20 protein-coding genes are annotated in these 24,184 nt (G+C 72.1%); 12 read left to right on the top strand and 8 right to left on the bottom strand.

The window, feature by feature from the left end; translation table 11 throughout:
• Window positions 1-135: 135 nt before the first annotated feature.
• Window positions 136-582, top strand: coding sequence for an SRPBCC family protein (locus ABD298_RS08445; RefSeq protein ID WP_208710519.1), 447 nt, complete (start codon window positions 136-138; stop codon window positions 580-582).
• Between the two features lie 49 nt (window positions 583-631).
• On the opposite strand, the gene ABD298_RS08440 is transcribed toward ABD298_RS08445, so the two are convergent.
• Window positions 632-2,296 carry a CAP domain-containing protein gene (locus tag ABD298_RS08440; protein WP_344299240.1) on the bottom strand — a complete coding sequence of 555 codons (1,665 nt, stop codon included), beginning with the start codon at window positions 2,294-2,296 and terminating at the stop codon, window positions 632-634.
• A 156-nt stretch (window positions 2,297-2,452) separates the two neighbouring features.
• Here ABD298_RS08440 and dcd point away from each other — a divergent pair, with 156 nt between their 5' ends.
• A complete protein-coding gene (dcd, locus tag ABD298_RS08435; protein ID WP_208710518.1) occupies window positions 2,453-3,028 on the top strand; it encodes a dCTP deaminase in 576 nt (191 codons plus the stop codon).
• Window positions 3,029-3,188: 160 nt separating this feature from the next.
• Here dcd and ABD298_RS08430 read toward each other — a convergent pair whose 3' ends face one another.
• The 3 genes from ABD298_RS08430 to ABD298_RS08420 all read right to left on the bottom strand — a co-directional run bounded on the left by ABD298_RS08430 (window position 3,189) and on the right by ABD298_RS08420 (window position 6,895).
• Window positions 3,189-4,178: a hypothetical protein gene (locus tag ABD298_RS08430; protein ID WP_344299239.1), complete on the bottom strand. Its 990-nt coding sequence runs from the start codon at window positions 4,176-4,178 to the stop codon at window positions 3,189-3,191.
• Between the two features lie 215 nt (window positions 4,179-4,393).
• The gene (locus ABD298_RS08425) at window positions 4,394-5,098 is read right to left on the bottom strand and encodes a FadR/GntR family transcriptional regulator (protein ID WP_208710516.1); all 705 of its coding nucleotides are present in this window, start codon (window positions 5,096-5,098) and stop codon (window positions 4,394-4,396) included.
• A gap of 114 nt (window positions 5,099-5,212) precedes the next feature.
• Window positions 5,213-6,895, bottom strand: a complete 1,683-nt coding sequence (locus ABD298_RS08420) for an L-lactate permease (RefSeq protein ID WP_344299238.1) — start codon at window positions 6,893-6,895, stop codon at window positions 5,213-5,215.
• Window positions 6,896-7,072: 177 nt separating this feature from the next.
• On the opposite strand from ABD298_RS08420, the gene ABD298_RS08415 reads away from it, so the two are divergent.
• From ABD298_RS08415 to ABD298_RS08400, 4 genes are all read left to right on the top strand, one after another.
• Window positions 7,073-9,964 carry an FAD-binding and (Fe-S)-binding domain-containing protein gene (locus ABD298_RS08415; protein WP_425564357.1) on the top strand — a complete coding sequence of 964 codons (2,892 nt, stop codon included), beginning with the start codon at window positions 7,073-7,075 and terminating at the stop codon, window positions 9,962-9,964.
• 114 nt (window positions 9,965-10,078) lie between these two features.
• Complete coding sequence (locus tag ABD298_RS08410; RefSeq protein ID WP_344299236.1) at window positions 10,079-10,957, top strand: (Fe-S)-binding protein; 879 nt, start codon at window positions 10,079-10,081, stop codon at window positions 10,955-10,957.
• A complete protein-coding gene (locus tag ABD298_RS08405) occupies window positions 10,954-12,468 on the top strand; it encodes a LutB/LldF family L-lactate oxidation iron-sulfur protein (RefSeq protein ID WP_344299235.1) in 1,515 nt (504 codons plus the stop codon). Before ABD298_RS08410 ends, ABD298_RS08405 begins: the two co-directional genes overlap by 4 nt.
• Window positions 12,465-13,190 carry a LutC/YkgG family protein gene (locus ABD298_RS08400; protein ID WP_344299234.1) on the top strand — a complete coding sequence of 242 codons (726 nt, stop codon included), beginning with the start codon at window positions 12,465-12,467 and terminating at the stop codon, window positions 13,188-13,190. Before ABD298_RS08405 ends, ABD298_RS08400 begins: the two co-directional genes overlap by 4 nt.
• Window positions 13,191-13,337: 147 nt before the next feature.
• On the opposite strand, the gene ABD298_RS08395 is transcribed toward ABD298_RS08400, so the two are convergent.
• From ABD298_RS08395 to ABD298_RS08380, 4 genes are all read right to left on the bottom strand, one after another.
• A complete protein-coding gene (locus tag ABD298_RS08395; RefSeq protein ID WP_344299233.1) occupies window positions 13,338-14,168 on the bottom strand; it encodes an ACT domain-containing protein in 831 nt (276 codons plus the stop codon).
• 72 nt (window positions 14,169-14,240) lie between these two features.
• Window positions 14,241-15,437, bottom strand: a complete 1,197-nt coding sequence (locus tag ABD298_RS08390; protein ID WP_344299232.1) for a cation:proton antiporter — start codon at window positions 15,435-15,437, stop codon at window positions 14,241-14,243.
• Window positions 15,438-15,443: 6 nt separating this feature from the next.
• A complete protein-coding gene (locus ABD298_RS08385) occupies window positions 15,444-15,926 on the bottom strand; it encodes a cation:proton antiporter regulatory subunit (RefSeq protein ID WP_208710511.1) in 483 nt (160 codons plus the stop codon).
• A gap of 242 nt (window positions 15,927-16,168) precedes the next feature.
• Window positions 16,169-17,545 carry an MFS transporter gene (locus ABD298_RS08380; protein ID WP_344299231.1) on the bottom strand — a complete coding sequence of 459 codons (1,377 nt, stop codon included), beginning with the start codon at window positions 17,543-17,545 and terminating at the stop codon, window positions 16,169-16,171.
• A 119-nt stretch (window positions 17,546-17,664) separates the two neighbouring features.
• On the opposite strand from ABD298_RS08380, the gene ABD298_RS08375 reads away from it, so the two are divergent.
• Genes ABD298_RS08375 through mnhG form a run of 6 tightly spaced genes read left to right on the top strand, consistent with a single transcriptional unit; the run spans window position 17,665 to window position 24,175 of the window.
• Window positions 17,665-20,736 carry a Na+/H+ antiporter subunit A gene (locus tag ABD298_RS08375; RefSeq protein WP_344299230.1) on the top strand — a complete coding sequence of 1,024 codons (3,072 nt, stop codon included), beginning with the start codon at window positions 17,665-17,667 and terminating at the stop codon, window positions 20,734-20,736.
• On the top strand, window positions 20,733-21,269 hold the full coding sequence (locus tag ABD298_RS08370; RefSeq protein ID WP_344299229.1) for a Na(+)/H(+) antiporter subunit C: 537 nt from the start codon (window positions 20,733-20,735) through the stop codon (window positions 21,267-21,269). The genes ABD298_RS08375 and ABD298_RS08370 overlap by 4 nt, the downstream gene beginning before the upstream one ends.
• Window positions 21,266-22,870, top strand: a complete 1,605-nt coding sequence (locus ABD298_RS08365; protein WP_344299228.1) for a Na+/H+ antiporter subunit D — start codon at window positions 21,266-21,268, stop codon at window positions 22,868-22,870. Before ABD298_RS08370 ends, ABD298_RS08365 begins: the two co-directional genes overlap by 4 nt.
• Window positions 22,867-23,454, top strand: coding sequence for a Na+/H+ antiporter subunit E (locus ABD298_RS08360; RefSeq protein WP_344299226.1), 588 nt, complete (start codon window positions 22,867-22,869; stop codon window positions 23,452-23,454). Before ABD298_RS08365 ends, ABD298_RS08360 begins: the two co-directional genes overlap by 4 nt.
• Entirely contained in the window at window positions 23,451-23,738 is a 288-nt protein-coding gene (locus ABD298_RS08355; protein WP_344299225.1) for an MrpF/PhaF family protein, read from the top strand. The genes ABD298_RS08360 and ABD298_RS08355 overlap by 4 nt, the downstream gene beginning before the upstream one ends.
• A complete protein-coding gene (gene mnhG, locus ABD298_RS08350) occupies window positions 23,735-24,175 on the top strand; it encodes a monovalent cation/H(+) antiporter subunit G (RefSeq protein WP_344299224.1) in 441 nt (146 codons plus the stop codon). Before ABD298_RS08355 ends, mnhG begins: the two co-directional genes overlap by 4 nt.
• The last annotated feature ends 9 nt before the right edge of the window (window positions 24,176-24,184 follow it).

Here is a 24,184-nt window from a genome sequence, read left to right as displayed (position 1 = left end):
GGTTTGCGCACGCCATGCGCGCGCCCATGGGGGCGACGGGGTGACCTCGGGGGCGACGGGGTGACCTCGGGGTCGGTGGGGGTGACCTCGGCGGTCGGCCTTGCCGGGGGTCTCTGGGGCGCCTAGGGTTCACGCATGGTCGCCGCCGAGCACACAGTCACGATCCGCCGGTCCCCAGCGGACGTCTACGCCTTCCTCGCGGATGGGCTCAACAACGCCCGCTGGCGCCGCAGCGTCCGCTCGGTCTCCCACACCTCCGGGGACCCGGGGACGGTGGGTGCGGTGTACGCGCAGCGCCTCGCCGGTCCCGGCGGCCGCGAGATCGACGGCGACTACGAGATCACCGAGGCCCGTCCGGGGGAGGTGCTGCGGTTCCGGGTCGTTGCCGGCCCAGCCCGTCCGCAGGGGGTCTTCCTCCTGGTTCCCGCGGACGACGGCGCTACGACCGTGAGCTTCGGCCTCACCTTCGAACCCACCGGAGTCATGAAGCTCATGGGCGGCCTCATCCACAAGACCATGCAGTCCGAGGTCAACGAGCTCGACAGCCTCAAGGCCGTCCTCGAAGGAGCGCCGGCCGGCTGAATCGACCCGGAACGCACCGGCTGAGCAGCCGGACGCGCCCCGGCGCCCGCTACTGGGCGAGCCGGATCCCGGCCCAGCCGCCCCCGATCACGCGCGAGGCCCCGAAGGCGCCCCCGGCCACGGGCCAGTAGACGAGCGCGCCATCCGGGCGGACCGAGGCGACGCCGACCGTGTTGAGCCCGTCGAGCCCGCGCAGCACCCTGATCGGGCCCATCGAGGACCAGCCGGTCCCGATCATGGCCCGCGCCTCGTCCACGAGCCCCTGCTGCCCGAGCGAGCGGTGCAGGAGCAGCGCACCGTCCGAACGCCGAACCACGAGGTCCTCGAACCCGTCGCCGCTGAAGTCCACGACGTTCCCCTGGCCGGCGGGCATCGAGGTCGCGAGGCGGCCGCGGTCCACGAGGTCGCCGAACCCGCGGTTCGGATACAGCCACAGGTTCCCAGCGCCGTCGGCCGCGAGGATCTGTGGGAGCCGGTTGTCCGCGCACCACTCGCCGAGGCTTATCGTCATGGTCTCCCAGCCGGACGAGCCCAGCGTCACCGGCGCCGCGAAGCCGCCGCCCGGCAGGCCGCGCAGGAGCGTGAGCCTGCCGTCCTTCCACTGCACGAGCAGGTCCAAAAGCCCGTCGCGGTCCCAGTCGGTGACGTTGACCGTGATCGCGTCCGCATATCCGGTGCCGAGGTCGGTGGGTGCCCCGTAGCCGCCGGTGCGCGCGGGGTAGGCGCGCAGGGTGCCGTCCGAGGTGACGGCGACGAGGTCCGCGGTGCTTGTCAGCGCGGCCTTCGACATGTCCTGGGCGGTCGGCATGAAGCGCGCCGGCGGGGTGCACAGGGCCTTGTCCGCCTGGGCGACCGCGACGCCCCCCGCCGAGAGGGTCGGACTGGGGCTCGGCGAGGGTGCGGGCGCCGGGGTGCTCGAACCGTTCGGCGCGTCGAGCGTGCCCGAGGGGAACGAGGTATACCCGAAGAAGTCCACCACGCCCCACATTGCGTACCGGTTCGGGGTCGCGGGATACGTCCCGTTCGTGAACGTGATGCCGATGCCGATCACGTTCAGGCGCGGATCGGTCAGGATCGCGTTGTGCGAAGGGGATGACTTCCACCACTCGACGAGCTGCGCCGCATCCCGGTCCCACCGCACGGCGATGACCTCGCCCGCGCCGTTGTTCGGGTTCATGGCCCGCGGGTCCGTCCAGAACGACGCCCGGTGCTCGATGACCTCCCGGCTCGCGATGCTGTCCGACCACTCCTGCGCGAGGTCCTGCACGGAGAGGTGGTACTTGACGGGATTGAGGCCCTTCTGCGCGCGGTAGGCGTTGATCGCGTCGAAGACCGCCCGGACCTGGGCGGAGTTGTCGTCCCGGACAAGGTTGCTCGTGTCCCCCATGGGCGCAGACAGCGGCGAGACGGCAGTGACTCCAGCGTCCATGGCAGCCGGGCCGCGCGCGGCGTCGACGGACTTCACGGGCGGGGGCGTCGACGCCGTCTGGGGAGCGGCCTGCGGGGCCTGTTCGGCGGCGGCCAGCTTCACGGCTCTCGGTCCGGCGCCCGGGTCCGCGACCCCCGGCGGCGAGGCGGCGGCGTCGTGCGCTGCGGCAGGCTGGGCGGCGACCGCCGGCGCTGTGGCGACGGACGACGGCGGGGACGCGGCTGGCGCTGCAGCTGCCAGGGCCGCGGCGGCCAGCACGGTGACGGCTGTCAGGAATCGTGGCATTCGCAAGCGTCCTTTCACCGGACCGACCGGGAGGCCGATCACCTGCGTCACGATTGCAACACTAGTCCCGCGTGTCGCAGGCGGCAATCCTCGCGCTCCTGTCACAGCCGTGCTAGGGGAGTGGGGAGACCCCCGGGCTGCGGTACTTTGGGAGGCGTGCTCCTTTCAGATCGCGACATCCGCGCGGAAATCGACGCCCAGCGAATCCAGCTCGCGCCGTACGAGCCCGCCATGGTGCAGCCGTCCAGCGTGGACGTGCGGATCGACCGGTTCTTCCGGCTCTTCGACAACCACAAGTACGCCCACATCGACCCCTCGCAGGAGCAGCCGGAGCTCACCCGGCTCGTCGAGGTCGAGGGCGATGAGCCGTTCATCCTGCACCCCGGCGAGTTCGTGCTCGGCTCGACGTACGAGACCGTGACCCTCCCCGACGACGTCGCGGCGAGGCTCGAGGGAAAGTCCTCGCTCGGCCGGCTCGGGCTGCTGACCCACTCCACCGCCGGCTTCATCGACCCGGGCTTCTCGGGCCACGTGACCCTTGAGCTCTCCAACGTCGCGACGCTGCCCATCAAGCTGTGGCCGGGCATGAAGATCGGCCAGCTGTGCTTCTTCCGGCTCTCCTCCGCCGCCGAGCACCCCTACGGCTCGGGCGAGTACGGCAATCGGTACCAGGGCCAGCGTGGCCCGACGGCGTCGCGGAGCCACCTCAACTTCCACCGCACCAGCATCTAGGGCCGCCGGGAGCGCACGCGCCCCCCCGGCGGCCCCATCCCCGGCGCACGGGCCGTCCCCCCGCACCACCCCGGCCCGCCCCCGCACCCGCACCACCCCCGCACCCGCACCACCCCCGCAATTGTCGGGTTTGAGCGGGTGCGAGGGCGCCTCACGCACGTCAAGCCGACAATTGCGGGGCAGTTCCGGTCCTCGGCCGAGCCGCCCCGGTTCGCCGGGCCTTCGCCGACGCCAGGCGGAGGCGCTCCCCGATGAACCGGGCCACTCCGTCCCACCCGCGCTGCGTCACGTCTCGGGCAGAGACTACGACATTGTCCCAGTCCTCATCCGTGACGGCGCGGTTGCGCCAGTTGTCGTTCGCCTGTTGGTCGGCACTCCGGTGATGGCCGCCGTCGTACTGGAGGGCGACCCGTTCCTCGACGAACGCCTGGTCCGGCCACGCGACGGCGCGGCCGTCGGGTCTGCGGATCACGTGGTTCAGAGAGGGCTCGGGCAGGCCAGCGTCCACGACGGCGAGGCGAAGCTTGGTCTCGGGGACCGAGTCGGCGCCGACCCTCACCAGCGCCAGCGCTTCCCTCGCGGCCGGGAGCCCGCGAACGCGGTGCTTGCGGTCGAGGAACTCCGTGATGTCCTCGATGGAGAAGAGGGGCTCGCGGGGCCGCGGGAAGTCCGGTGGATGGGCGCAGACGAGGTGGTCGCCGATCGCCACGAGGTCATCGCGGAAGAGGACCCCGGACAGGTCGAGCCAGGTTCGCAGGGGAGACGTCACGGCCAGACCATGGAAGTCCACCACGTCCTCCGGGCCGAGCTTCATCCGATGGCACACCACCCCGGGCCGTTCGGTCCGGGACCTCCCCGGGAGCCGCGTCACGTGGACGGAGAAGTCGTCCTGGAAGGCCAGCGGCAGGGGGAACTGCCAGATCCGCGCCGCGGTCGTGAAGCTGGCGACGCCTCCTGCGATCACGTCCAGGAGCGGCCGTACGGTGGCCTCGGGGGAGGGGGCGGCGTCCCAGGGGACGCGGACTCCTCGCGTGGGGATGACGAGGTCGGAGGCGCGGAGGCGGCTGCCCGACGCGCCGAGCGCACGGGCCTCCTCGAGCGAGAAGGACCGGCCCCTCAGCGGCTCGGGCAGTGGGAGTCGCGTTGTCATGCGAGCATCCTCGCCCGGCCGGGACTTCCGCGGGTCCACGTGGCCGACTTATCCACAGTGTGGAGGACCAATGACAATGGCCCCTCCCGCGAATTGTCGGCTTGACGCGGGTGCGACGGCTGGTGACCCACGCGAAGTCGACAATTCGGGGGAGGCCGGGGGGAGGCCGGGGGGGCCGGGGGCAGGCGTGGGGGGCCGGGGGAGGTGGGCCCGCGTCAGAGGGCCTGGCGGTAGAACCACTCGATGTGCTCGCGGACCAGGCGTGCGGAGCGCTCGCCGTCGCGGGCCTCGACGGCCTCGAAGATGCCCCGGTGGTGCTCGCGGAGCACGTGCACGGCAGCGTCCCACCCGCCGCGGCGCGTGACGGCGTCGTCGATGTAGCCCCGGATGGCCTCGCGCAGCGACTCCATCATCGTGCTGACCACGACGTTGCCGGCGAGGGCGCTCAGGGCCACGTGGAACTGGGCGTCGAGGAGGGTGAAGATCTGCGACGGCAGGGCGTCGTCGTCCATGGCGTCGAGGAGGCGGCGGGCGTCGTCGAGCTGGTCAGGGGTCCAGGGGGCCGCGGCGGCGTGCTCGAGGGACCACGTCTCCATCATGATGCGGGCCTCGACCACGTCGTTGACCGGCAGGTGGTGGCTGGCGACGTGCATCCGCAGCGCGACGCCGAGCGCCGAGGAGGGGTCCGAGACGACGATCGTGCCCGAGTTCGGCCCCGACCCCGTGGCCGAGCGAAGGACGCCCAGGACCTCCAGCGAGCGGATCGCGTCCCGCACCGAGGCCCGCGAGATCCCGAACTGCTCCGCGAGGGCGCGCTCGCCCGGCAGCCGGTCGCCGAGCTTGAGCTCGCCCGAGCGGAGGCTGTTCTCGATGTGGCGCAGCACCACGTCGTGGGCGCGGCCGGTGGCGGTTTCAGACATGGGGTCCATTCTTCCGTACCGGGGCCCGGGACGGACGACGCCGGCCCCCGTCGCCGGCGCGTTGGGCACCGGGGGGCGGGGGCTCGCCGTCGTGCGTGGAGGAGGCCGGAGGGGCTACGGCAGCATCCATCCGAGGACTGGGGTGGACTGGAGGAACACGAGCGTGCACAGGACCAGGAGCATGCCCAGGCTCCACCACACGACCTTCCGCAGGATGGTGGACTCCTGCCCGTCCATGCCCACGGACGTCGCGGCGATCGCCAGGTTCTGCGGACTGATGAGCTTGCCGACGACGCCGCCGGAGGTGTTCGCCGCGACGAGCAGTGCGGGGTCGATGCCCGCGTGCTGGCCCGCGGTCTGCTGGAGCTTGGCGAACAGGGCGTTCGCGGAGGTGTCGGAGCCGGTCACGGCGGTGCCGATCCAGCCGAGGATGGGCGAGAGGAACGCGAACGCGCCGCCCGCGCCGGCGAGCCACGTGCCGATCGCGACGGTCTGGCCGGAGAGGTTCATGACGTACGCGAGGGCGAGGACCAGGACGATCGTGAGGGCGGCGAAGCGCATCTTGACGGCCGTGCGCCACAGCTCGGCGAGGGCGTCGGAGACCTTGAGGCGGTAGCGGCCGCGGCCGTCGTTGAGCGAATACACGAGCGCGATGATGAGCCCCGAGATGAAGAGCATCGTGCCGGGGCCCGAGAGCCACTGGAACGTGTACACGGTCGAGGAGAGGGGCTTCCCGTCGGCGCCGAGGACGGCGTCGTGGAGGATGGGCCAGTTGACCTTGAGGTCGGTCGCGGCGAGGGCCGCCGGGATGTCGAGGCCGAATCGCCACAGCTTCGAGACGGAGAACACGACGATGACGAGGAGGTAGGGGAACAGTGCCATCCAGGTGCGGGCGGGCGTGAGCGTGGCGTCTGCCGCGCCGGGTCCGGCGGGGACGGCGGCGGGGACGCCGAGGCGCGCGCGGGCTTCCGCGGCCCCGCGGGGCCGCCAGACGCGCAGGAACGCCATCGCCGCGCCGAGGCCGACGAGGGAGGCGACGACGTCCGTGAGCTCGTAGGAGAAGTAGTTCGAGCAGAGGAACTGGGCGATGCCGAAGGCGATGCCTGTCACGAGCGCCGGGGCCCAGGCGTCGCGGAGGCCACGCACGCCGTCGACCAGGAGCAGGAGCAGGAGCGGGACGACGAAGGCGAGGAGCGGGGTCTGGCGTCCCACGACGGCGCCGAGGTGGTCCGCGGGGATGCCCGTGAGGGCGCCGGCGGTGGTGATCGGGATCGCGATGGCGCCGAACGCGACCGGCGCGGTGTTGGCGACGAGCACGGTGGCGGCGGCGCGCAGCGGCTTGAGGCCGATGGCCATGAGCATGGTCGCGGTGATCGCCACGGGCGCGCCGAACCCGGCGAGGGCTTCGAGGAGGCCGCCGAAGCAGAAGGCGATGAGGATCGCCTGGATGCGCAGGTCCCCGTTGCCGATCCGGTCGAAGATGCGGCGCAAGTCCTCGAACCGCCCGCTGAGGACCGTCACCTGGTAGAGCCAGACGGCCATGAGGACGATCCAGAAGACCGGGAACGCGCCGAAGACCGCGCCCTGGGTGGCGGCGAGCCCGGCGAGCGGGGCGGGCATCTGGTAGGCCACCACGGCGACGACGAGCGCCGCGAGCAGTGCGAAGGCCCCGGCCACATGGGCGGAGGTGCGCACGATGGCGAGCAGCACGAAGAACGTGAGGAGGGGGATGAGGCCGATCAGCGCGGAGACGGCAACACTGCCGGCTACCGGATCGGTCACGGGGGTGAAGGTCATGCGGGCTCCTGCGGAGTGGTAACCGGGGCGACGGCGACGTTGGCGCCGATGTGGTCGGACCTTCGTGGTCCGACCACGTAACCTAGCACACATTCCCGTCCTTGTGACAAGAGGCACAGGTGTGGTTGCATGGTCTGACCACATCCCCGCCGCCCGTCCGGGAGGACCTCCATGACCATGCGCACGACGACGAGCGCCCGCCTCGCTGGCTCGCGGCTCGCGGCCGCCTCCCCCGCGGCCGCACCTCGGAACCTGCTCGCCGACGACCTCGCCGCCGCGCTCGGAGCCGATGCCGTGACGACCCGGCCCCTGGACCTCCACGCCAAGGCGCACGACGCCTCGCACTACCTGCTCGTGCCCAGCGTCGTCGCAGCCCCCCGCACGGACCAGGACGTGGCGCGCCTGCTCGCGGCCGCCGCACGCCACGATACCCCGGTGACGTTCCGGTCCGGCGGCACGAGCCTCTCGGGCCAGGCGATCACCGCCGGCGTCCTGGCGGACACCCGCCGCAACTTCGGCCGCATCGAGGTGCTCGATGGAGGGAATCGTGTGCGCGTGCAGCCCGGCGCGACGGTGCGCGCCGTCAATGCCCGCCTGGCCCGCCACCGCCGCGCGCTCGGGCCGGACCCAGCCAGCGAGATCGCCTGCACGGTGGGCGGCGTCGTGGCGAACAACTCCTCGGGCATGCACTGTGGCACCGAGGCCAACACCTACCGGACCCTCGCGTCCCTGAGGTTCGTCCTGCCCTCGGGGACGGTCATCGACTCGGGCGACCCCGCGGCGTCGTCCGTCTTCGCCGCACGCGAGCCCGACCTGCACGAGGGGCTTGCCCGGCTGCGGCGCCGGATCCTCGCCTCCCCAGACTCCGTGGCGCGGATCCGGCACCAGTTCTCGATGAAGAACACCATGGGGTACGGCCTCAACGCGTTCCTGGACTTCGAGGACCCGCTGGACATCTTCGTCCACCTCATCGTCGGGTCCGAGGGGACGCTCGCGTTCGTCGCGGAGGCGGTGTTCGACACGGTGGAGGTCAAGCCGCACGTCGCAGCGGGCCTGCTGGTCTTCCCGGGGGTGCGCGCGGCCGCCGCCGCGGTCCCCGAGCTCGTGGCCGCGGGCGCGGACACGGCCGAGCTCATGGATGCGGTGTCCCTGCGCGTCTCCGCGCGCCTGCCCGACTGCCCCGAGCAGATCCGCGCCCTGGACCTCGCCGACCCGGCCGCCCTGCTCGTCGAGTTCACGGCCGGCAGCGCCGAGGAGCTCGCCGACCGCGCCGCCTCCGCGGACGCGCTCTTCGCGGGGCTCGGCCTCGCCCTGCCCGTGGCGATGACCCGGGACGCCGCGGAGCGGGCGGCGCTCTGGAAGGTGCGCAAGGGCCTGTACTCGACCGTCGCGAGCGCGCGCCCGTCCGGCACGAGCCAGCTGCTCGAGGACATCGCTGTGCCCGTGCCGGCCCTCGCCCAGACATCCCATGACCTCGCCGCGCTCCTGGCTGAGCACGGCTACACGGACCCCGTCATCTTCGGCCACGCCAAGGACGGCAACCTCCACTTCATGATCAACGAGGACTTCTCCACGCCGGATACGCGCCGGTACGAGGACTTCACCGAGGAGATGGTCAACCTCGTGCTCGGTGCGGGCGGCACGCTCAAGGCCGAGCACGGCACCGGCCGCATCATGGCGCCCTACGTGCGCCGCCAATTCGGCGACGAGCTCTACGAGGTCATGAAGGAGGTCAAGCGGCTCGCCGACCCGCGCGGCATCCTCAACCCCGGCTCCGTCCTCTCCGACGACCCCCGCTCGTACCTGGCCGACCTCAAGGTCACCCCGACCGTCGAGGATGAGGTGGACCGCTGCGTCGAGTGCGGGTACTGCGAGCCGGTCTGCCCGTCCCGCTCCCTGACCCTGACCCCGCGCCAGCGGATCACCCTCCGCCGCGACGCCGAGCAGGCCCGCGCGGAGGGCCGCGAGGAGCTCGCGCAGGCCATCATGGACGGCTACGACTACGACGGCGTCTCGACCTGTGCCGTCGACGGCATGTGCGGCACGGCCTGCCCCGTGGGCATCAACACCGGCGACCTCGTGCGCCGGCTCCGCGCCGACGCCGCCGGCCGCGTCGAGTCCGCCGCCTGGAACGGCGCGGCGCACGCCTGGGGCGCGGCCTCCCGCGTGGGCGGGGCGGCGCTGAGCGCGGCCGCCGCCCTGCCCTCCGCGCCGATCGAGGGTGCCACGCGCCTGGCGCGGAAGCTCCTGGGCGACGGGATCCCGATGTACGACGGCGGCCTGCCGGGCGGCGGCTCCCCGCGTCCCCGCCGGCAGGACGACGCCGCGGAGGCCGTGCTCTTCGCCGCGTGCATCGGCACGATGTTCGGCCCCGAGGACGGCGGCCACCCCGGCGGGGCGTCGGGGGCGTTCCTGGACGTGTGCGACCGCGCGGGCGTCCGCCTGCGCACCCCGGAGGGGCTCGGCTCGATGTGCTGCGGCACCCCGTGGAAGTCCAAGGGCATGACCTCGGGCTGGGAGCACACGCGCTCGGTCGTCGTGCCCGCCCTCGTCGAGGCGAGCGACGGCGGGCGGCTCCCCGTCGTCGTCGACGCCTCCTCCTGCGCGGAGGGGCTCGCGGTCATGCTGCACTCGGCTACGGAGGCCCTGCCGGCGGCCGCCGCGCTGCGCGTGGTCGACGCGACCGAGTTCGCCGCCGGCCTCCTGTCCCGGCTCGAGGTGCGCTCCCGCATCCCCTCGGTGGCCCTGCACCCGACCTGCTCGGGCACGATCGCCGGGACCACGCCGTCGCTTGCCGCGATCGCCGCCCACATCGCGGACGAGGTCTTCACGCCGCTCGCGGCCGGATGCTGCGGCTTCGCGGGCGACCGCGGGCTCCTGCACCCCGAGCTGACCGCCTCGGCCACCGCGCCGGAGGCAGCCGGGATCGAGGAGGCCGAGCAGGCGCGCGGCGGCCGCTTCGCCGAGTACGCCTCGAGCAACCGCACGTGCGAGATCGGGCTCACCCGCGCCACCGAGCGCCCCTACCGCCACATCCTCGAGCTGCTGGCGGCGGCGACGCGCCCCTGACGCGCCCCTCACACCACACCGTCCGCCCGGGCGGTGTGGTGTGATTGCCCACACATCGCTATGGTATGGTCAGACCACATGGCCCGAGGTCATCCCGGGCTGAGAGAGGACACCATGAGAATCGCGCTCTTCGCGACCTGCATCGTGGACGCGATGTACCCCCGCGTCGCGCAGGCCACGGTGGAGATCCTGGAGCGGCTGGGGCACGATGTCGTGTTCCCGTCCGGACAGGCCTGCTGCGGCCAGATGCACGTCAACTCGGGCTACTTTCCCGAGGCGCTCCCTGTCGTCGCGAACCACGTCCGCACCTTCGAGTCCGGCTTCGAGGCGGGGGAGTACGACGTCGCCGTCGCGCCCTCCGGCTCCTGCGTCGCGTCGGTGAAGCACCAGCATTCGATGGTGGCGCGTTGGGCACAGGAGCGCAGCGAGCACGGCGTGAAGGGCGCCGACAGCACGCTCGCCGCGCGGGCCGACGCTGTCGGTGCCCGCACCTACGAGCTCGCCCAGCTCCTCACCGACGTCCTCGGCGTCACCGACGCCGCCGCCCAGCTCGGCTCCTACCTCCCGGGCACCATCACGTACCACCCGTCGTGCCACGGCATGCGGCTGCTTCGCCTCGGCGACCGGCAGCGCGCCCTGCTCTCGACCGTCGAGGCGCTGGACGTCGTCGACCTCCCCGAGGCCGAGCAGTGCTGCGGCTTCGGCGGCACGTTCTCGGTGAAGAACGCGGACGTCTCCTCGGCGATGCTCGCCGACAAGGTCGCCAACATCTGCGGCACCGGCGCCGAGGCGTGCGCCGGCGGGGACGCGTCCTGCCTCATGCACATCGGCGGCGGCCTCTCCCGCGAGAAGCGCACGACGGCGCAGGGCCGCCCCGTGCGGACCGTGCACCTCGCGGAGGTGCTCGCCTCGACGAGGGAGAACCCGCTCAGGGTCGATGGCGAGCTCGCGCTCGCCGGCCAGCCGGCTGGCGCGAAGGGGGGTGCGCGATGACGACCGTGGGCCTCGGTATCCCGGCTGTTCCGCCGCGCGGCTTCGGCAACATCTCCGCCCTCGAATCCTTCCCCAAGGCCGCCCACCGCGAGCTCGGCAACGCCCAGCTGCGCGCCAACCTCGGCCACGCGACCCACACGATCCGGGACAAGCGCCTGCGCGTCGTCTCCGAACTGCCGGACTGGGAGGAGCTTCGCGAGGCCGGTTCGGCGATCAAGGCCGAGGCCATGGAACGCCTGCCGGAGCTGCTGGCGCAGTTCGAGGAGCAGTTCACGGCCCGCGGCGGCACGGTGCACTGGGCCCGCGACGCAGCGGAGGCGAACCGGATCGTCGAGGGCCTCGTCCGCGAGCGGAACGCGACCGAGGTAGTCAAGGTCAAGTCCATGGCCACCCAGGAGATCGGGCTCAACGAGTACCTCGAGGAGCGCGGCATCGCCGCCTACGAGACGGACCTCGCCGAGCTGATCGTCCAGCTCGGGCACGACAAGCCGTCCCACATCCTCGTCCCCGCGATCCACAAGAACCGCACCGAGATCCGCGACATCTTCCTCGCCGAGATGCCGGACGTGGACCCCGCCCTCACCGACGAGCCGCGCCGCCTGGCGATGGCCGCCCGCGCGCACCTGCGGGCCAAGTTCCTCTCCGCGCGGGTCGCCATCTCGGGGGCGAACTTCGGCATCGCCGAGACAGGCACGCTCGGCGTCGTCGAGTCCGAGGGCAACGGGCGCATGTGCGTGACCCTTCCGGAGACGCTCATCACGGTCATGGGCATCGAGAAGGTCCTGCCGCGCGCCGAGGACCTCGCAGTGTTCATGCAGCTGCTCCCGCGTTCCTCGACTGGGGAGCGGATGAACCCCTACACGTCCCTATGGACCGGGGCGACGCCGGGCGACGGGCCCACCGACGTCCACGTCGTCCTGCTGGACAACGGGCGGACCCGGGCACTCGCGGACAGGCACGGCCGGTCGGCCCTGCACTGCATCCGCTGCTCGGCGTGCATGAACGTGTGCCCTGTGTACGAGCGGACCGGTGGCCACGCCTACGGCTCCACCTACCCGGGGCCGATCGGCGCGATCCTCTCGCCGCTCCTCACCGGAGTCGAGGCGGAGGAGAACAAGTCGCTGCCGTACGCGTCCTCGCTGTGCGGGGCCTGCTTCGACGCATGCCCGGTGAAGATCAACATCCCCGAGATCCTCGTGCACCTGCGCGGCGAGGACGTCGAGGCCCGGCGCTCGAAGCCGGGGGCGCGGCACCTGCCCTCGCAGTTCGACCTCGCCATGGCGGGGGCCTCCTGGGCCATGTCCGACGGCGCGCGCATGGGCCTGCTCGAACGCGGGCTCCCGCTGGGGCGGCTTGCGGCGGGGCGGGACCGGGTGATCGGGAAGCTCCCGGGCCTCGGCGCCGGCTGGACCCAGAGCCGCGACATCCCGGCGCCCCCCGCGGAGTCGTTCCGGCACCAGTGGGCCAAGCGGGAGAAGCCGAACACGTCCGAGGAAGGGGAGGCGAAGTGAGCGCCCGCGACGACGTCCTGGCCAGGGTCCACGCGGCCCTCGGCAGCACCCCCACCCCCGCCGAGGTCACCCCCTCTGGCGCCGAGGTCACCCCGGGTGGCGCCGACGTCACCCCTGCTGGCGCCGAAGTCACCCCGGGTGGTGCCGAGGTCACCCCTGGTGCGGCCGAAGTCACCCCGTTGTACCGCACGACGTCGGGCCTCACCGAAGACGAGCTCGTCGCCCTGCTGGTGGACCGACTTGAGGACTATAAGGCCCGCGTGGAGGTTGTCGCCGCGGAAGGCCTGGCCGAGGCCATCCGCGCACGGCTCGAGGGCAAGACCTTCGTCGCACCCGACGGCCTTCCCGCCCACTGGCTCCACCCGGGCCTTGCCGCGCGGAGGGTGACCGACTCGCGCGAGGCGCCGCTCGCCGTCGTGCGTCTCGACGAGCTCGACGCCGTGGTGACCAGTTCCGCGGTGAGCATCGCCGAGACCGGGACGATCGTGCTGGACGGTTCCCCGAGCCAGGGGCGGCGGGCGATCTCGCTCGTGCCGGACCACCACGTGTGCGTGGTGCCGGTGGAGTCCATTGTGGGCATTGTGCCTGAGGGCTTTGCGCGCCTCGACATCACGCGTCCGCTCACGTTCATCTCGGGTCCATCGGCGACCAGCGACATCGAGCTCGAGCGGGTCGAAGGGGTCCACGGACCAAGGACGCTGGACGTCGTCATCGTCCGCTGACGGGCTGAAGACGGTTCGTGTCCGGACGCCGGTTGCCCGACAGACGCAGCGCGACTGAGCATGGCCACGGGGTGACTTCGGCGCCACACGGGGTGACTTCGGCGGCAGACGGGGTGACTTCGGCGGCAGAGGGGGTGACTTCGGCGCTCAGGTGGCCCGCTGGCGCTCGACCACCTCGGCGAGCTCCGCGAGGCGGCTCGCCCGCGCCGCCTCCGCCGGGGTGAACGGCATGCCGGGCCGGATCAGCACGAGCGGCGCGTCCCACGGCGTCGGGATCTTCAGAACGGTCCCCGTGGCGTGCCACTCGTCCGGCACCGCCCGGTCGGCCGGCACACGCCGCGCGGACAGCAGCTCCGCCGCGGCGTACGGCAGCTCGGCCGGGGCCGCGGCGACTCTCGCCGCGAGGGACAGCGCGCGGGTCGGCCCGTCGGCGAGGGCGAGCGGCGTCGTGGGCCACACCCGTGCGGCCGCCCCGCCGCCGTCGGCGATCGCGTACAGGAGGTCATGGTCGCTGAGCCCGCCGGGAGCGGAGAGCACCAGCTCGTCCACCACGCCGCTGCGCACCGGCTGCGCCTGGATCCCGAGGATGTTCACCCCGAGGCGGGCGAGCTCGTGCGTGAGGTGTTCGAGGGCACCGGGGGTGTCGGGCAGGGTGGTGCGGGCGCGCCACAGGGCGGCCGCGACGTCGAGCTGCCGCCGCCTCCGCAGCGCGGGTGCATGCAGCCAGGACCGGAACAGCCGTCGCGCGCCGGGCTCGGCAACCCAGATGACGAGCGCCGTGGCGGTGACCGCGAGGAGCACGACCTTGAGCAGGAGCGGCCACCCCGTCCCCACGACCGCGGCGTGCACCGCGAGCTCGATCGGCAGCATCGCGGCGACATTGGCGAGGGTGAGCCGCAGCTTGGTCGGCTCGGGGAAGCGGCCGCAGACCTCGCAGGCCAGCTCCGAGGGCGGGGGAGTGTGCGTGAAGGTGCTCATGGCACCCATCCAAGCTGAGGCCTGTTTCGCCCGGGTTGCCGGGCCGTTTAAGCTCGACGCCGCGTGCTCGCCTCAGAAGCGGACCTTGGCCTGTGCGGGCTTGCGGCTCCGCGCCCCGCGGAGGGCCTTGACGATCGGCTCGACGAACCGGGCCGCAAGCGGACCCACGACGGCCATGAGGAGGACGTAGGCGGTGGCCAGAGCAGCGAGCTCATCGTTCACCGCGCCGGACGTGACGGCGAGGCCGGCGATGACGATCGAGAACTCGCCTCGGGCGATGAGGGCAGCGCCGGCACGCGCTCGACCGGGAACGGCGACCCCCGCGCGGGCTGCGGCCCACCAGCCAGTGGCGACCTTCGTCGCGGCGGTCACGACCGCGAGGAGGACGGCCCAGCCAAGGACCGGTGGGATCGTGGCTGGGTCCGTGTTGAGGCCGAACGCCACGAAGAAGATCGCGGCGAAGAGGTCCCGCAGCGGCTCGAGGATGCGGGAAGCGGTGTGCGCCGTCGTGCCCGAGATCGCGATGCCGAGCATGAACGCGCCCACTGCCGCCGAGACCTGCAGGGCCGACGCGATTCCAGCCACGAGGAGCGCGAGGCCGAGGACATTCAGGAGGAACACCTCCGAGTTCTCGCTGTGCACCGCCTTGGAGACGTGGTGGCCGTGCCGGAGCGCGATCAGCAGCACGAGGGTCACGACGACGAGCGAGATCCCCATGGTCTGCAGCCCCATGAGGAAGCTCACCCCCGCGAGCACGGCGGTGAGGATCGGCAGGTAGACCGCCATCGCGAGGTCCTCGAACACGAGGATCGCGAGGATGGTGGGCGTCTCGCGGTTGCCGAGCCGGCCCAGGTCCGTGATGACCTTCGCGACGATTCCCGACGACGATATATACGTCACGCCTCCCATGACGAGCGCCCCGACCCCGCCCCAGCCGAGCAGCAGGGCAACGGCCATGCCGGGGAGGAAGTTCAGGACGAGGTCCATGACGCCCGCCTGCCACGACCGCCGCAGCCCGGTGACGAGCTCCTGCGCGGTGTATTCCAGCCCGAGCATGAGCAGGAGGAGGATGACGCCGATCTCGCCGGCGAGGTGTGCGAAGTCGCGCACACCGCCCAAGTCGATCACGCCGCCCGCGCCGAACAGCAGGCCGCCCACGAGGTAGAGCGGGATCGGCGACATGCCGATCCTCCCGGCCAGACGGGCGAGGAGCCCGAGGGCGAACACCACCGCCCCCAGCTCGATGAGGGTCAGCGCGAGGCGGTCCATCGCGAGTCAGCCGTTGCGGAGGATCTTGGCCGTCTGGTCAAGTCCCTCCTGCGTGCCCACGGCCACGATGAGGTCGCCAGTGCGAAGGACGACGTCGGGCGCCGGCGAGGCGAGCACCTCTCCTTCGCGCATGATCGCCACGATCGAGACGCTCGTCCGGGTGCGGATCGCGGCCTTGCCCATGGGCTGGTCCCGGAAGGGCGAGTCGGCGGAGATGTGGAACTGGCGGGTCGTGATGCCGGGCACCTCGCGGTGCTCCTCGGTCAGCTGCATGACGATGCGCTGGCCGCCGAGCAGGTTGCCGAGCGTCGTCGCCTCGTCGCCGGTGAGGGGGATCGAGGCCTGGCAGGTGTCAGGGTCGTCCCAGTCGGAGATGATGAGCTCGGTCTCGCCGTCGCGGTGCGTCACGACCCCGATCCGCCGACCAGACTGGGTCATGAAGTCCTTGCGGACCCCGAACCCCGGGAGGTCGGTCTCGTCAACGTTCATGGGACAACTCTAGTCTGTTGGGCCGCGCCTCCGGGCTGCGCGATTCGGGTCCGCCGCCTCCCGCCCCCACACCTATTTCGGGTACGCCAAATCCAAGCCCAGCCGGTTTCGGGTACGCACGACGCCGGGTGAGCGGCGCGCGCTGCTGACCCACGCGGCGTCGTGCGTACCCGAGGCGGCGGTGGGGCACTTTTGGTGTACCCGAGATGGGGGGTGGGGGTCTTTGGTGTACCCGAAACGGATCAGGCGTTGGGGACGACGGCCGTCGCGACCTTTGCGGGCGGCTTGACGGGCAGCAGGACCAGGAGGCCCGCAAGCAGCACGGCCATGATCCCCACGATCCCCCAGCGCTGCGCCTGCCCCGGGGCGACGAGCGGCGCCGCGACCGCGATGCTGAGGCTGAAGAGGGAGGGGGCAAGGAAGCTGACGGCCCGGCCGGTCGTGGCATAGAGGCCGAACAGCTCCCCGGCCTCGCCGTCCGGCGCGAGCCGGGCCAGGTACGCGCGGGCCGAGGACTGGGCCGGTCCCACGAAGAGGCACAGGAGCAGTCCGAACACCCAGAACGTCAGGGGCCCGGTCCACTCCATGCCTCCCAGGGAGTGGGTCTGGTTCCCCAGGGCGAGGATGGCCCCGGAGGCGACGAGCAGCCCCACGAGCGAGCCCACGATGACGCGCTTGGGGCCGACCACGTCGTCGAGCACCCCGCCCAGGACGGCGCCCGCCGCCGCGACCACGTTGCCGAAGATCGCGAAGTAGATCACCTGGCTCAGCGAGAACCCGAACGTCCCGGCCGCGATGACCCCGCCGAAGGTGAACACCGCCGCGAGCCCGTCCCGGAACACGGCGGAGGCGAGGAGGAAGTAGATGGTGTGCGGGCTCGTGGCCCATATGGCCCGGATGCGCCGCCACAGGAGCGCGTAGGAGGCGAAGAACCCGAGCCGCGCCTGGCGGCGGCGCGGCACCTCCGGCACGGCGAACAGCACGGGCAGCGAGAACACGATGATCCAGAGCATCGAGAACACCGCGACGAGGCGGATGTTCAGGGACTCCTCGGTCGAGGCGCCGAACCAGGCGAACGCGGGCTGGACGAAGAGGACGAGCACGAGCAGCAGGGCCACGATGCCGCCGAGGTACCCGGCGGCCCACCCGAAGCCGGAGACCTTGCCGATGGTCCTGGGTGTCGCGATCTGATCGAGCATCGCGTTGTAGTTCACCCCTGCGAACTCGCTGAACACGTGCCCCGCGGCAATGAAGGACGCGCCGAGGACGAGCAGTTCCGGGCGTGGGTAGACGAAGAAGCAGGCCCCGGTGAGGACGGCCACGACTCCGGTGTTGACCCCGAGCCAGAGCCTGCGCCGGCCCCCCGAGTCCGACCTCTGCCCTGTGACCGGCGCGAGCAGCGCGATCGCGAGCCCGGCGATCCCGAGCGCCGCGCCCAGGACCGAGGAGGCGTGGTCCTCGCCGCCGAACGCCTTCGAGGTCAGGTAGACGGTGAACACGAACGTCGTCATCACCGCATTGAAGGCTGCCGAGCCCCAGTCCCAGGCCGCCCAGGCCACGACCTGACGCCGCCGTAGGGGAGCGGTATGGCGGGAGAGTTCGGAGACCCCGGACGTCATACTCCGCACTCTAGCGGTTGATAGACTGCTGGGACTGAACCCAACTGATGTGACCCCAACTGATGTGCCGCCGCACCCAACGCTGAGACAACTGAAGTTCTAATGAGCGGAGTCGACCCGTGCTGCCAGTCCTCGCCCTGCACTTCGCGGTGGCGATCGGCGCGCCGTGGATCTTCCGGCGGTGGGGCCGTGGGTCTTTCTTCGCACTGGCCGCGGTGCCCGCCGGGTCGCTCGCGTGGCTCGCCTTCCAGTACCCGGCGGCCTACTCCTCCGGCATCAGCGAGACCTGGCCTTTCATCCCGGAGCTCGGCGTCGAGATAGCCCTCCGCCTGGATCCGCTCGCGTGGACGATGTCCCTGCTCATCCTCGGAGTCGGCGCGCTGGTCCTCCTCTACTGCTCCCGCTACTTCAAGCCGGGGGACGCCGGTCTGGGCGGCTTCGGCGGCCAGATGCTCGCGTTCGCGGGCGCGATGTTCGGGCTCGTCACCGCGGACGACCTCATCGCCCTCTTCGTCTTCTGGGAGCTGACGACGGTCCTCTCGTACCTGCTCATCGGGTACGCGAGCACCCGCCTCGCAGCGCGCCGCTCGGCCCTGCAGGCACTCGTCGTCACGACGGCGGGCGGCCTCGCGATGCTCGTCGGCTTCATCCTGCTGGGCGCGAGCGCCGGGACGTACCGCATCTCCACAATCCTCGAGCGCGCCCCGGAGCTCGCCGCCCAGCCCGCGACGGCGGCCCCGGTAGCGGTCGGCGCGCTGCTGGCCCTCGTGGGGGCCCTGAGCAAGTCGGCGCTCATCCCGTTCCACTTCTGGCTGCCCGCCGCGATGGCGGCACCGACCCCCGTCTCGGCGTACCTGCACGCTGCGGCGATGGTCAAGGCGGGCGTCTACCTCGTGGCCCGCTTCGCGCCGGGGCTCGCCGGCACGGACTTCTGGCTCCCGGTGGTCCTCGGATTCGGCATCGCGACGATGGTCCTGGGCGGCTACCGCGCCCTGCGCCAGACTGACATCAAGCTCATCCTCGCGTTCGGCACCGTGAGCCAGCTCGGGTTCCTTGTGGCCGTCGTGGGCCTCGGCACCCCCGAGTCGGCGCTCGCGGGCCTCGCAATGGTCGTCGCGCACGCCCTGTTCAAGGCCGCCCTGTTCCTCGTGGTCGGCATCATCGACCACCAGACCGGGACCCGCGACCTCCGGCGCCTCTCCGGCGTCTTCCGGCGCTCGCGCGCGTTGGGCTGGACGGCCGCCCTCGCCGCCGCCTCGATGGCTGGGCTTCCCCTGTTCGGAGGCTTCGTCGCCAAGGAGGCGGTGCTCGAGGCGTTCGCGCATGCCCCCGTGGGAGGCGCGTGGGCCGGCGTCGTGCTCGCGGGCGCCGTGGCCGGCTCGGCGCTCACGGTCGCCTACAGCGCGCGGTTCGTGTGGGGGGCCTTCGCGCGCAAGCCCGGGGTCGAGGACATCCCCTTCACGCCGATCACCCCGCTCTTCGTCGCCTCGCCGGCGGTGCTCGCGCTCGCCGGGCTCGCCTACGGCGTGTGGCCCGCGGCCGTGGACGCGTGGGCGGGCCCGTACGCGGAGCAGGTCGCCCTCGGCGCGGGCGCGCACGACGGCGGCGCTTCAGCGGGTGCCGTCCCGCACCTCGCGGTGTTCCACGGCCTCGGGCTTCCCCTCGCGCTCTCCGCGGTGTCCTGGCTTGTGGGCGCAGTCCTGTTCGCCGCCCGGTCGGCCGTGGCCCGCGCGCAGGAGCTGCTCGGCCCGCCCGTCGACGCTGAGCGGTCCTACCGCTCCATTATCGGGGCCCTGGACGACGCCGCGATCTGGGTGACCGGCCGCACACAGCGCGGTTCGCTGTACTTCTACCTCGCCGTCATCCTCACGGTCGCCGCAGCCGTGCCGTTCGCGGTGCTGATCAGCGGCACCGTGAGGATGCCCGGTGAGGGACAGATGGTCCTGCTGGACCCGAAGGCCCCGCTCCAGCCTGTGATCGCCCTCGCCGTCGCGGTGGGCGCGCTCGCGGCCGTCCGGGCCAACAAGCGCTTCCTCGCCGTCCTCATGGTCTCCATCACCGGGTACGGGATCGCACTGCTGTTCGCGCTCCAGGGCGCCCCCGACCTTGCACTGACCCAGATGCTCGTCGAGACGATCGTGCTCGTCGCGTTCATCCTCGGCATGCGTCGGCTCCCGCCGCAGCTGCGCGACCGCACGGGCGGGCGCTACCGCGCGGTGCGGATCGTCGTCGCCCTCGCGTTCGGCAGCGCGGCGGTCCTCGCGGGGCTCACGGCCATGGCCGCGCGGACGGCCACGCCGGTCTCGCTCGGATTCCCCGAGCTGGCCTACTCGGGTGGCGGCGGGCTGAATGTCGTCAACGTGACGCTCGTGGACATCCGCGCGTGGGACACGTTCGGCGAGATCTCCGTCCTCGCGCTCGCGGCAACCGGCATCGCGAGTCTCATCTTCGTCCGCCTGCGGCACCGCGACCTCGGGTCGGTCGACTCCGTCGAGACCGGCAGCGTGGGCAGGGTCCGCGGCGTCGAGGCCCTCTCGCGCGACGCCGCCGAGCTCTCCGTCGCGCGCACGTTCGCGACCCTGGCCCGGGACGCCTGGCTCGTGGCGGGGCGCACGCTCGCGCCCGAGCGCCGCTCCATCATCTTCGAGGTGGTCACCCGGCTCGTGTTCCACAGCATGGTCATCGTGTCCGTGTACCTGCTGTTCGCGGGCCACAACTTCCCGGGCGGCGGCTTCGCGGGCGGCCTGCTCGCGGGCCTCGCGCTCACCATCCGCTACCTCGCGGGCGGTCGGTTCGAGCTGCGCGAGGCCGCCTCGGCGAGCCCGGGCGCGATCCTGGGCACGGGCCTCGCAACCGCCGCGCTTGCCGGCGCCGTGCCGCTGGCCTTCGGCGGCCAGGTCTTCCAGAGCGCCATCGTCGAGCTGTGGCTCCCTGTGTTCGGGGACGTGAAGTTCGTGACGTCCACGATCTTCGACATCGGCGTCTACCTCGTCGTCGTGGGCCTCGTCGTGGACGTCCTGCGGTCGCTGGGCGCCCGCGTGGACGAGCAGATCGACGAGGACCAGCGCCGCGAGTCCAAAGCCGCCGCGAAGCGTGCCGAGCGCGAGGCGCCGCTCATGGCGGCCCCGTTCGGGCCCGGCCGCTCGGGCGCACCTGAAGGCGCCGAGCAGAACGGAACGGACCAGCGATGACGGCCAACCTGACCCTCCTGATCCTGGCCGGGCTGCTCTTCGCCACCGGGATCTACCTCCTCCTCGAGCGCTCCCTCACCAGGGTGCTCCTCGGCCTCATGCTCCTGACCAATGGAGCGAACGTGCTCCTGCTCGCCTCCGGCGGCAGTGCCGGGCTCGCGCCGTTCTTCTCCAAGGGGACCGACCCGGCCGAGTACAACGACCCGCTCCCGCAGGCACTCATCCTGACCTCGATCGTCATCTCCTTCGCGGTGACGGCCTTCATGCTCGCCCTCATCTACCGCACGTGGCAGCTGGGCAGGCTCGACGTGGTCCCCGACGACATCGAGGACCGCCGCGTGGCCGCGCAGTCCAGCTGGGACGCCGAGGACGACGCGGACGTCCCCGAGGACCTGTCCGAGTTCGTCAGCCCCGAGGAGGCCGCGGCCGCGGACCAGGCGGCGCTCGCGACGCCGGATCCCCGCCGTCATGGTGACGACACCGAGCCCGCCCAGGTCCACTCGGCCATGCGCAAGGAGGGCGAGCGCGAGTGACCATCGCAAGCTTCGCGCCTCTCGCCGTCGCCCTTCCGATCTTCGGGGCGGCTCTGGCCTTCCTCCTGCTGCGGCACGAGCGCGCCCAGCGGATCGTCACGATCTCGGTGCTGAGCCTGACGCTCGCGCTCGAGGCGCTGCTCCTGGTGTCGGTGTGGGAGGGCGGCACGGCCGCCGTGATGATCGGGGGATGGGCGCCGCCGTTCGGCATCACGATGGTCGTGGACCAGTTCTCCTCGCTCATGCTCGTGGTCTCGACCACGGTGAGCTTGGCCGTCCTCGTCTACGCCACGGGCCAGGGCATGGCCGACGGGGACAAGGACGGGCCGATCTCGGTGTTCCACCCGAGCTACATGATCCTCGTCGCGGGCGTCTCGAACGCCTTCCTCGCCGGGGACCTGTTCAACCTGTACGTCGGGTTCGAGATCCTCCTGACCGCGAGCTACGTGCTCCTGACCATGGGCGGCACCGGGCCGCGGATCCGCGCGGGGGTGACGTACGTCGTCGTGAGCGTGGTGTCCTCGCTGCTGTTCCTCGTCGCGATCGCCATGGTCTACTCGGCCACGGGCACGGTGAACATGGCCGACCTCGCGGTGAAGCTGGGCGAGCTCGACCCTGGCATGCAGACGCTCCTGCACTCCATGCTCCTGGTCGGGTTCGGGATCAAGGCCGCCGTGTTCCCGCTCTCCTTCTGGCTCCCCGACTCCTACCCGACCGCGCCCGCGCCGGTCACCGCCGTGTTCGCCGGCCTGCTGACCAAGGTGGGCGTGTACGCGATCGTGCGCACCGAGACGCTCCTGTTCCCCGGGGAGACCCTGAACGTCCCGCTCATGGTCGTTGCGCTCGCGACCATGGTCGTGGGGATCCTGGGCGCCCTCGCCCAGACGGACATCAAGAGGCTCCTGTCCTTCACCCTCGTGAGCCACATCGGGTACATGGTCTTCGGCGTGGCGCTGAGCTCGGTGCTCGGGCTCGCCGCGGCCGTGTACTACGTGGCGCACCACATCACCGTCCAGACGTCGCTGTTCCTCGTCGCGGGCCTGATCGAGCGCCGCGGCGGGTCCTCCAACACCGACCGCCTGGCCGGCCTCGCGAAGCTCTCGCCCCTCCTGGCGCTGCTGTACTTCCTCCCCGCCATGAACCTCTCCGGCATCCCGCCGCTGTCCGGCTTCCTCGGCAAGCTCGGGCTCCTCCAGGCGGGAGTGCAGCTCGGGACGCCGCTCGCGCTCGTCCTTGTCGCCGCGGGCGTCGTCGTGAGCCTGCTGACGCTGCTCGCGATGGCCCGGGTGTGGAGCCGCGTGTTCTGGCGGCGGCCCGAGGACGCCGAGAACCCGGACCCCGCGCTGCTCGCCCCCGCGGCGGCCCGCACCCTGCCCCGGTCGATGGTCGGCGCGACGGCGGGGCTCGTCGTCGTGGGCCTGGCCTTGACCGTGTTCGCGGGGCCGCTGTTCCGGCTCAGCGAGCAGTCGGCCCAGGAGATGCTCGACCGCACGGGCTACATCACCGCCGTGCTGGGCCCCGACGCCGCCGCGCGCGCCGCCGCGAACCTGCAGTCCGGTGCCGAGGCAGCCGCCCCGGGCGGAACGGGGGGCGCCCCGTGAGCCGGAGCCGCATCTCGCTGAAGAAGGAGCTCCCGCTCCTCGCCTGGCTCGTCGTCGTGTGGGGCGGGCTGTGGCAGGACTTCTCGGCGGGCAACCTCGTGTTCGGGGCGCTCATCGCGCTCGTCGTGACTCGGCTCTTCTACCTGCCCCCGGTCGAGCTCAGCGGCCGGTTCAACGTGCTGCACGCGCTCCGCTATGCCTTCGTGTTCGTGTGGCAGGTGATGGTGGCGAGCGCTCAGCTGATCTGGCTCGCGGTCACCAAGGGGCCGAACGTGCGCAGCGCCGTCGTCGCCGTGCCGCTGCGCAGCCACGCCGACCTGATGGTCACCGCGACCGGGCACGTCATCTCGCTCGTTCCGGGCTCCCTGGTGGTCGACGTCGACCGCGCCAACGCGACCCTCTACGTCCACTACATCAACGTGGAGGACGCCGCGGGCGCCGAGCGGGTCCGCCGCGACGTCCTGGCTGCGGAAGCCGAGCTCATCCGGATCATGGGGACCAAGGAGGAACTGGAGCTGCTGCGGGAAGAACAGCACCTGGAGCGGATGGCCTCCGCAGAGCCCGGTCAGGGAGGAATCCGATGAGCGGGGCCGCCTCCGCGGTCATGCCCGTGGTCCTCGTGGTCTGCACCGTCCTGCTGTCCCTGGCCGCGTTCGGGGCCATCGTCCGCATGATCAAGGGACCGGCGCTCCTGGACAGGGTGCTCGCCGCGGACGTCCTGCTGGTCGTCCTGGCGTCGGCCCTGGCCATCGACATGGCGGCGAACCGGCGTACCGACCACCTCGCGCTCATCGTGGCCATCACGCTGATCGGCTTCATCGGCTCCGTGACCGTTGCGCGCTTCGTCCAGGACCGGAGGCGGCCATGACCCCCGAACTCGACGCCGCCCTCACCTGGGCCGCCGGCGTGCTCATGGTCGTGGGCTCCGCGCTCTCGCTCGGGGCGGCGTTCGGCATCCTGCGCTTCCCCGACCTCCTGACCCGCATGCACGCGGCCACGAAGCCGCAGGTGCTCGGGTCGCTCATGCTGCTCACCGCCGTCGGGCTCCAGCTGCGCACGTGGGCGCTCGTGCCGGTGCTCGTGGTCGCGTGGATCTTCCAGCTGCTCACCGTGCCCGTCTCGGCCCACATGCTCGGGCGCTCCGGCTACCGCACCAAGCACCTGGACAAGGCCCGCCTGTCCGTCGACGAGCTCGAGGACGTCGTGGCCCGCGTGGAGCGCGGCGGGCCCGACGGCGCCCACGGCGGCGGTCAAGACGGGGCCGCGGGCCAGGCGCACGACGGCGCCGCGCACCCGCGTGCCTGACGCGCGCCT

Origin of the sequence: Sinomonas flava (assembly GCF_039531875.1) — a bacterium.
Taxonomy (GTDB): domain Bacteria; phylum Actinomycetota; class Actinomycetes; order Actinomycetales; family Micrococcaceae; genus Sinomonas; species Sinomonas flava.
This window is presented reverse-complemented; position numbering and strand designations above follow the sequence as displayed.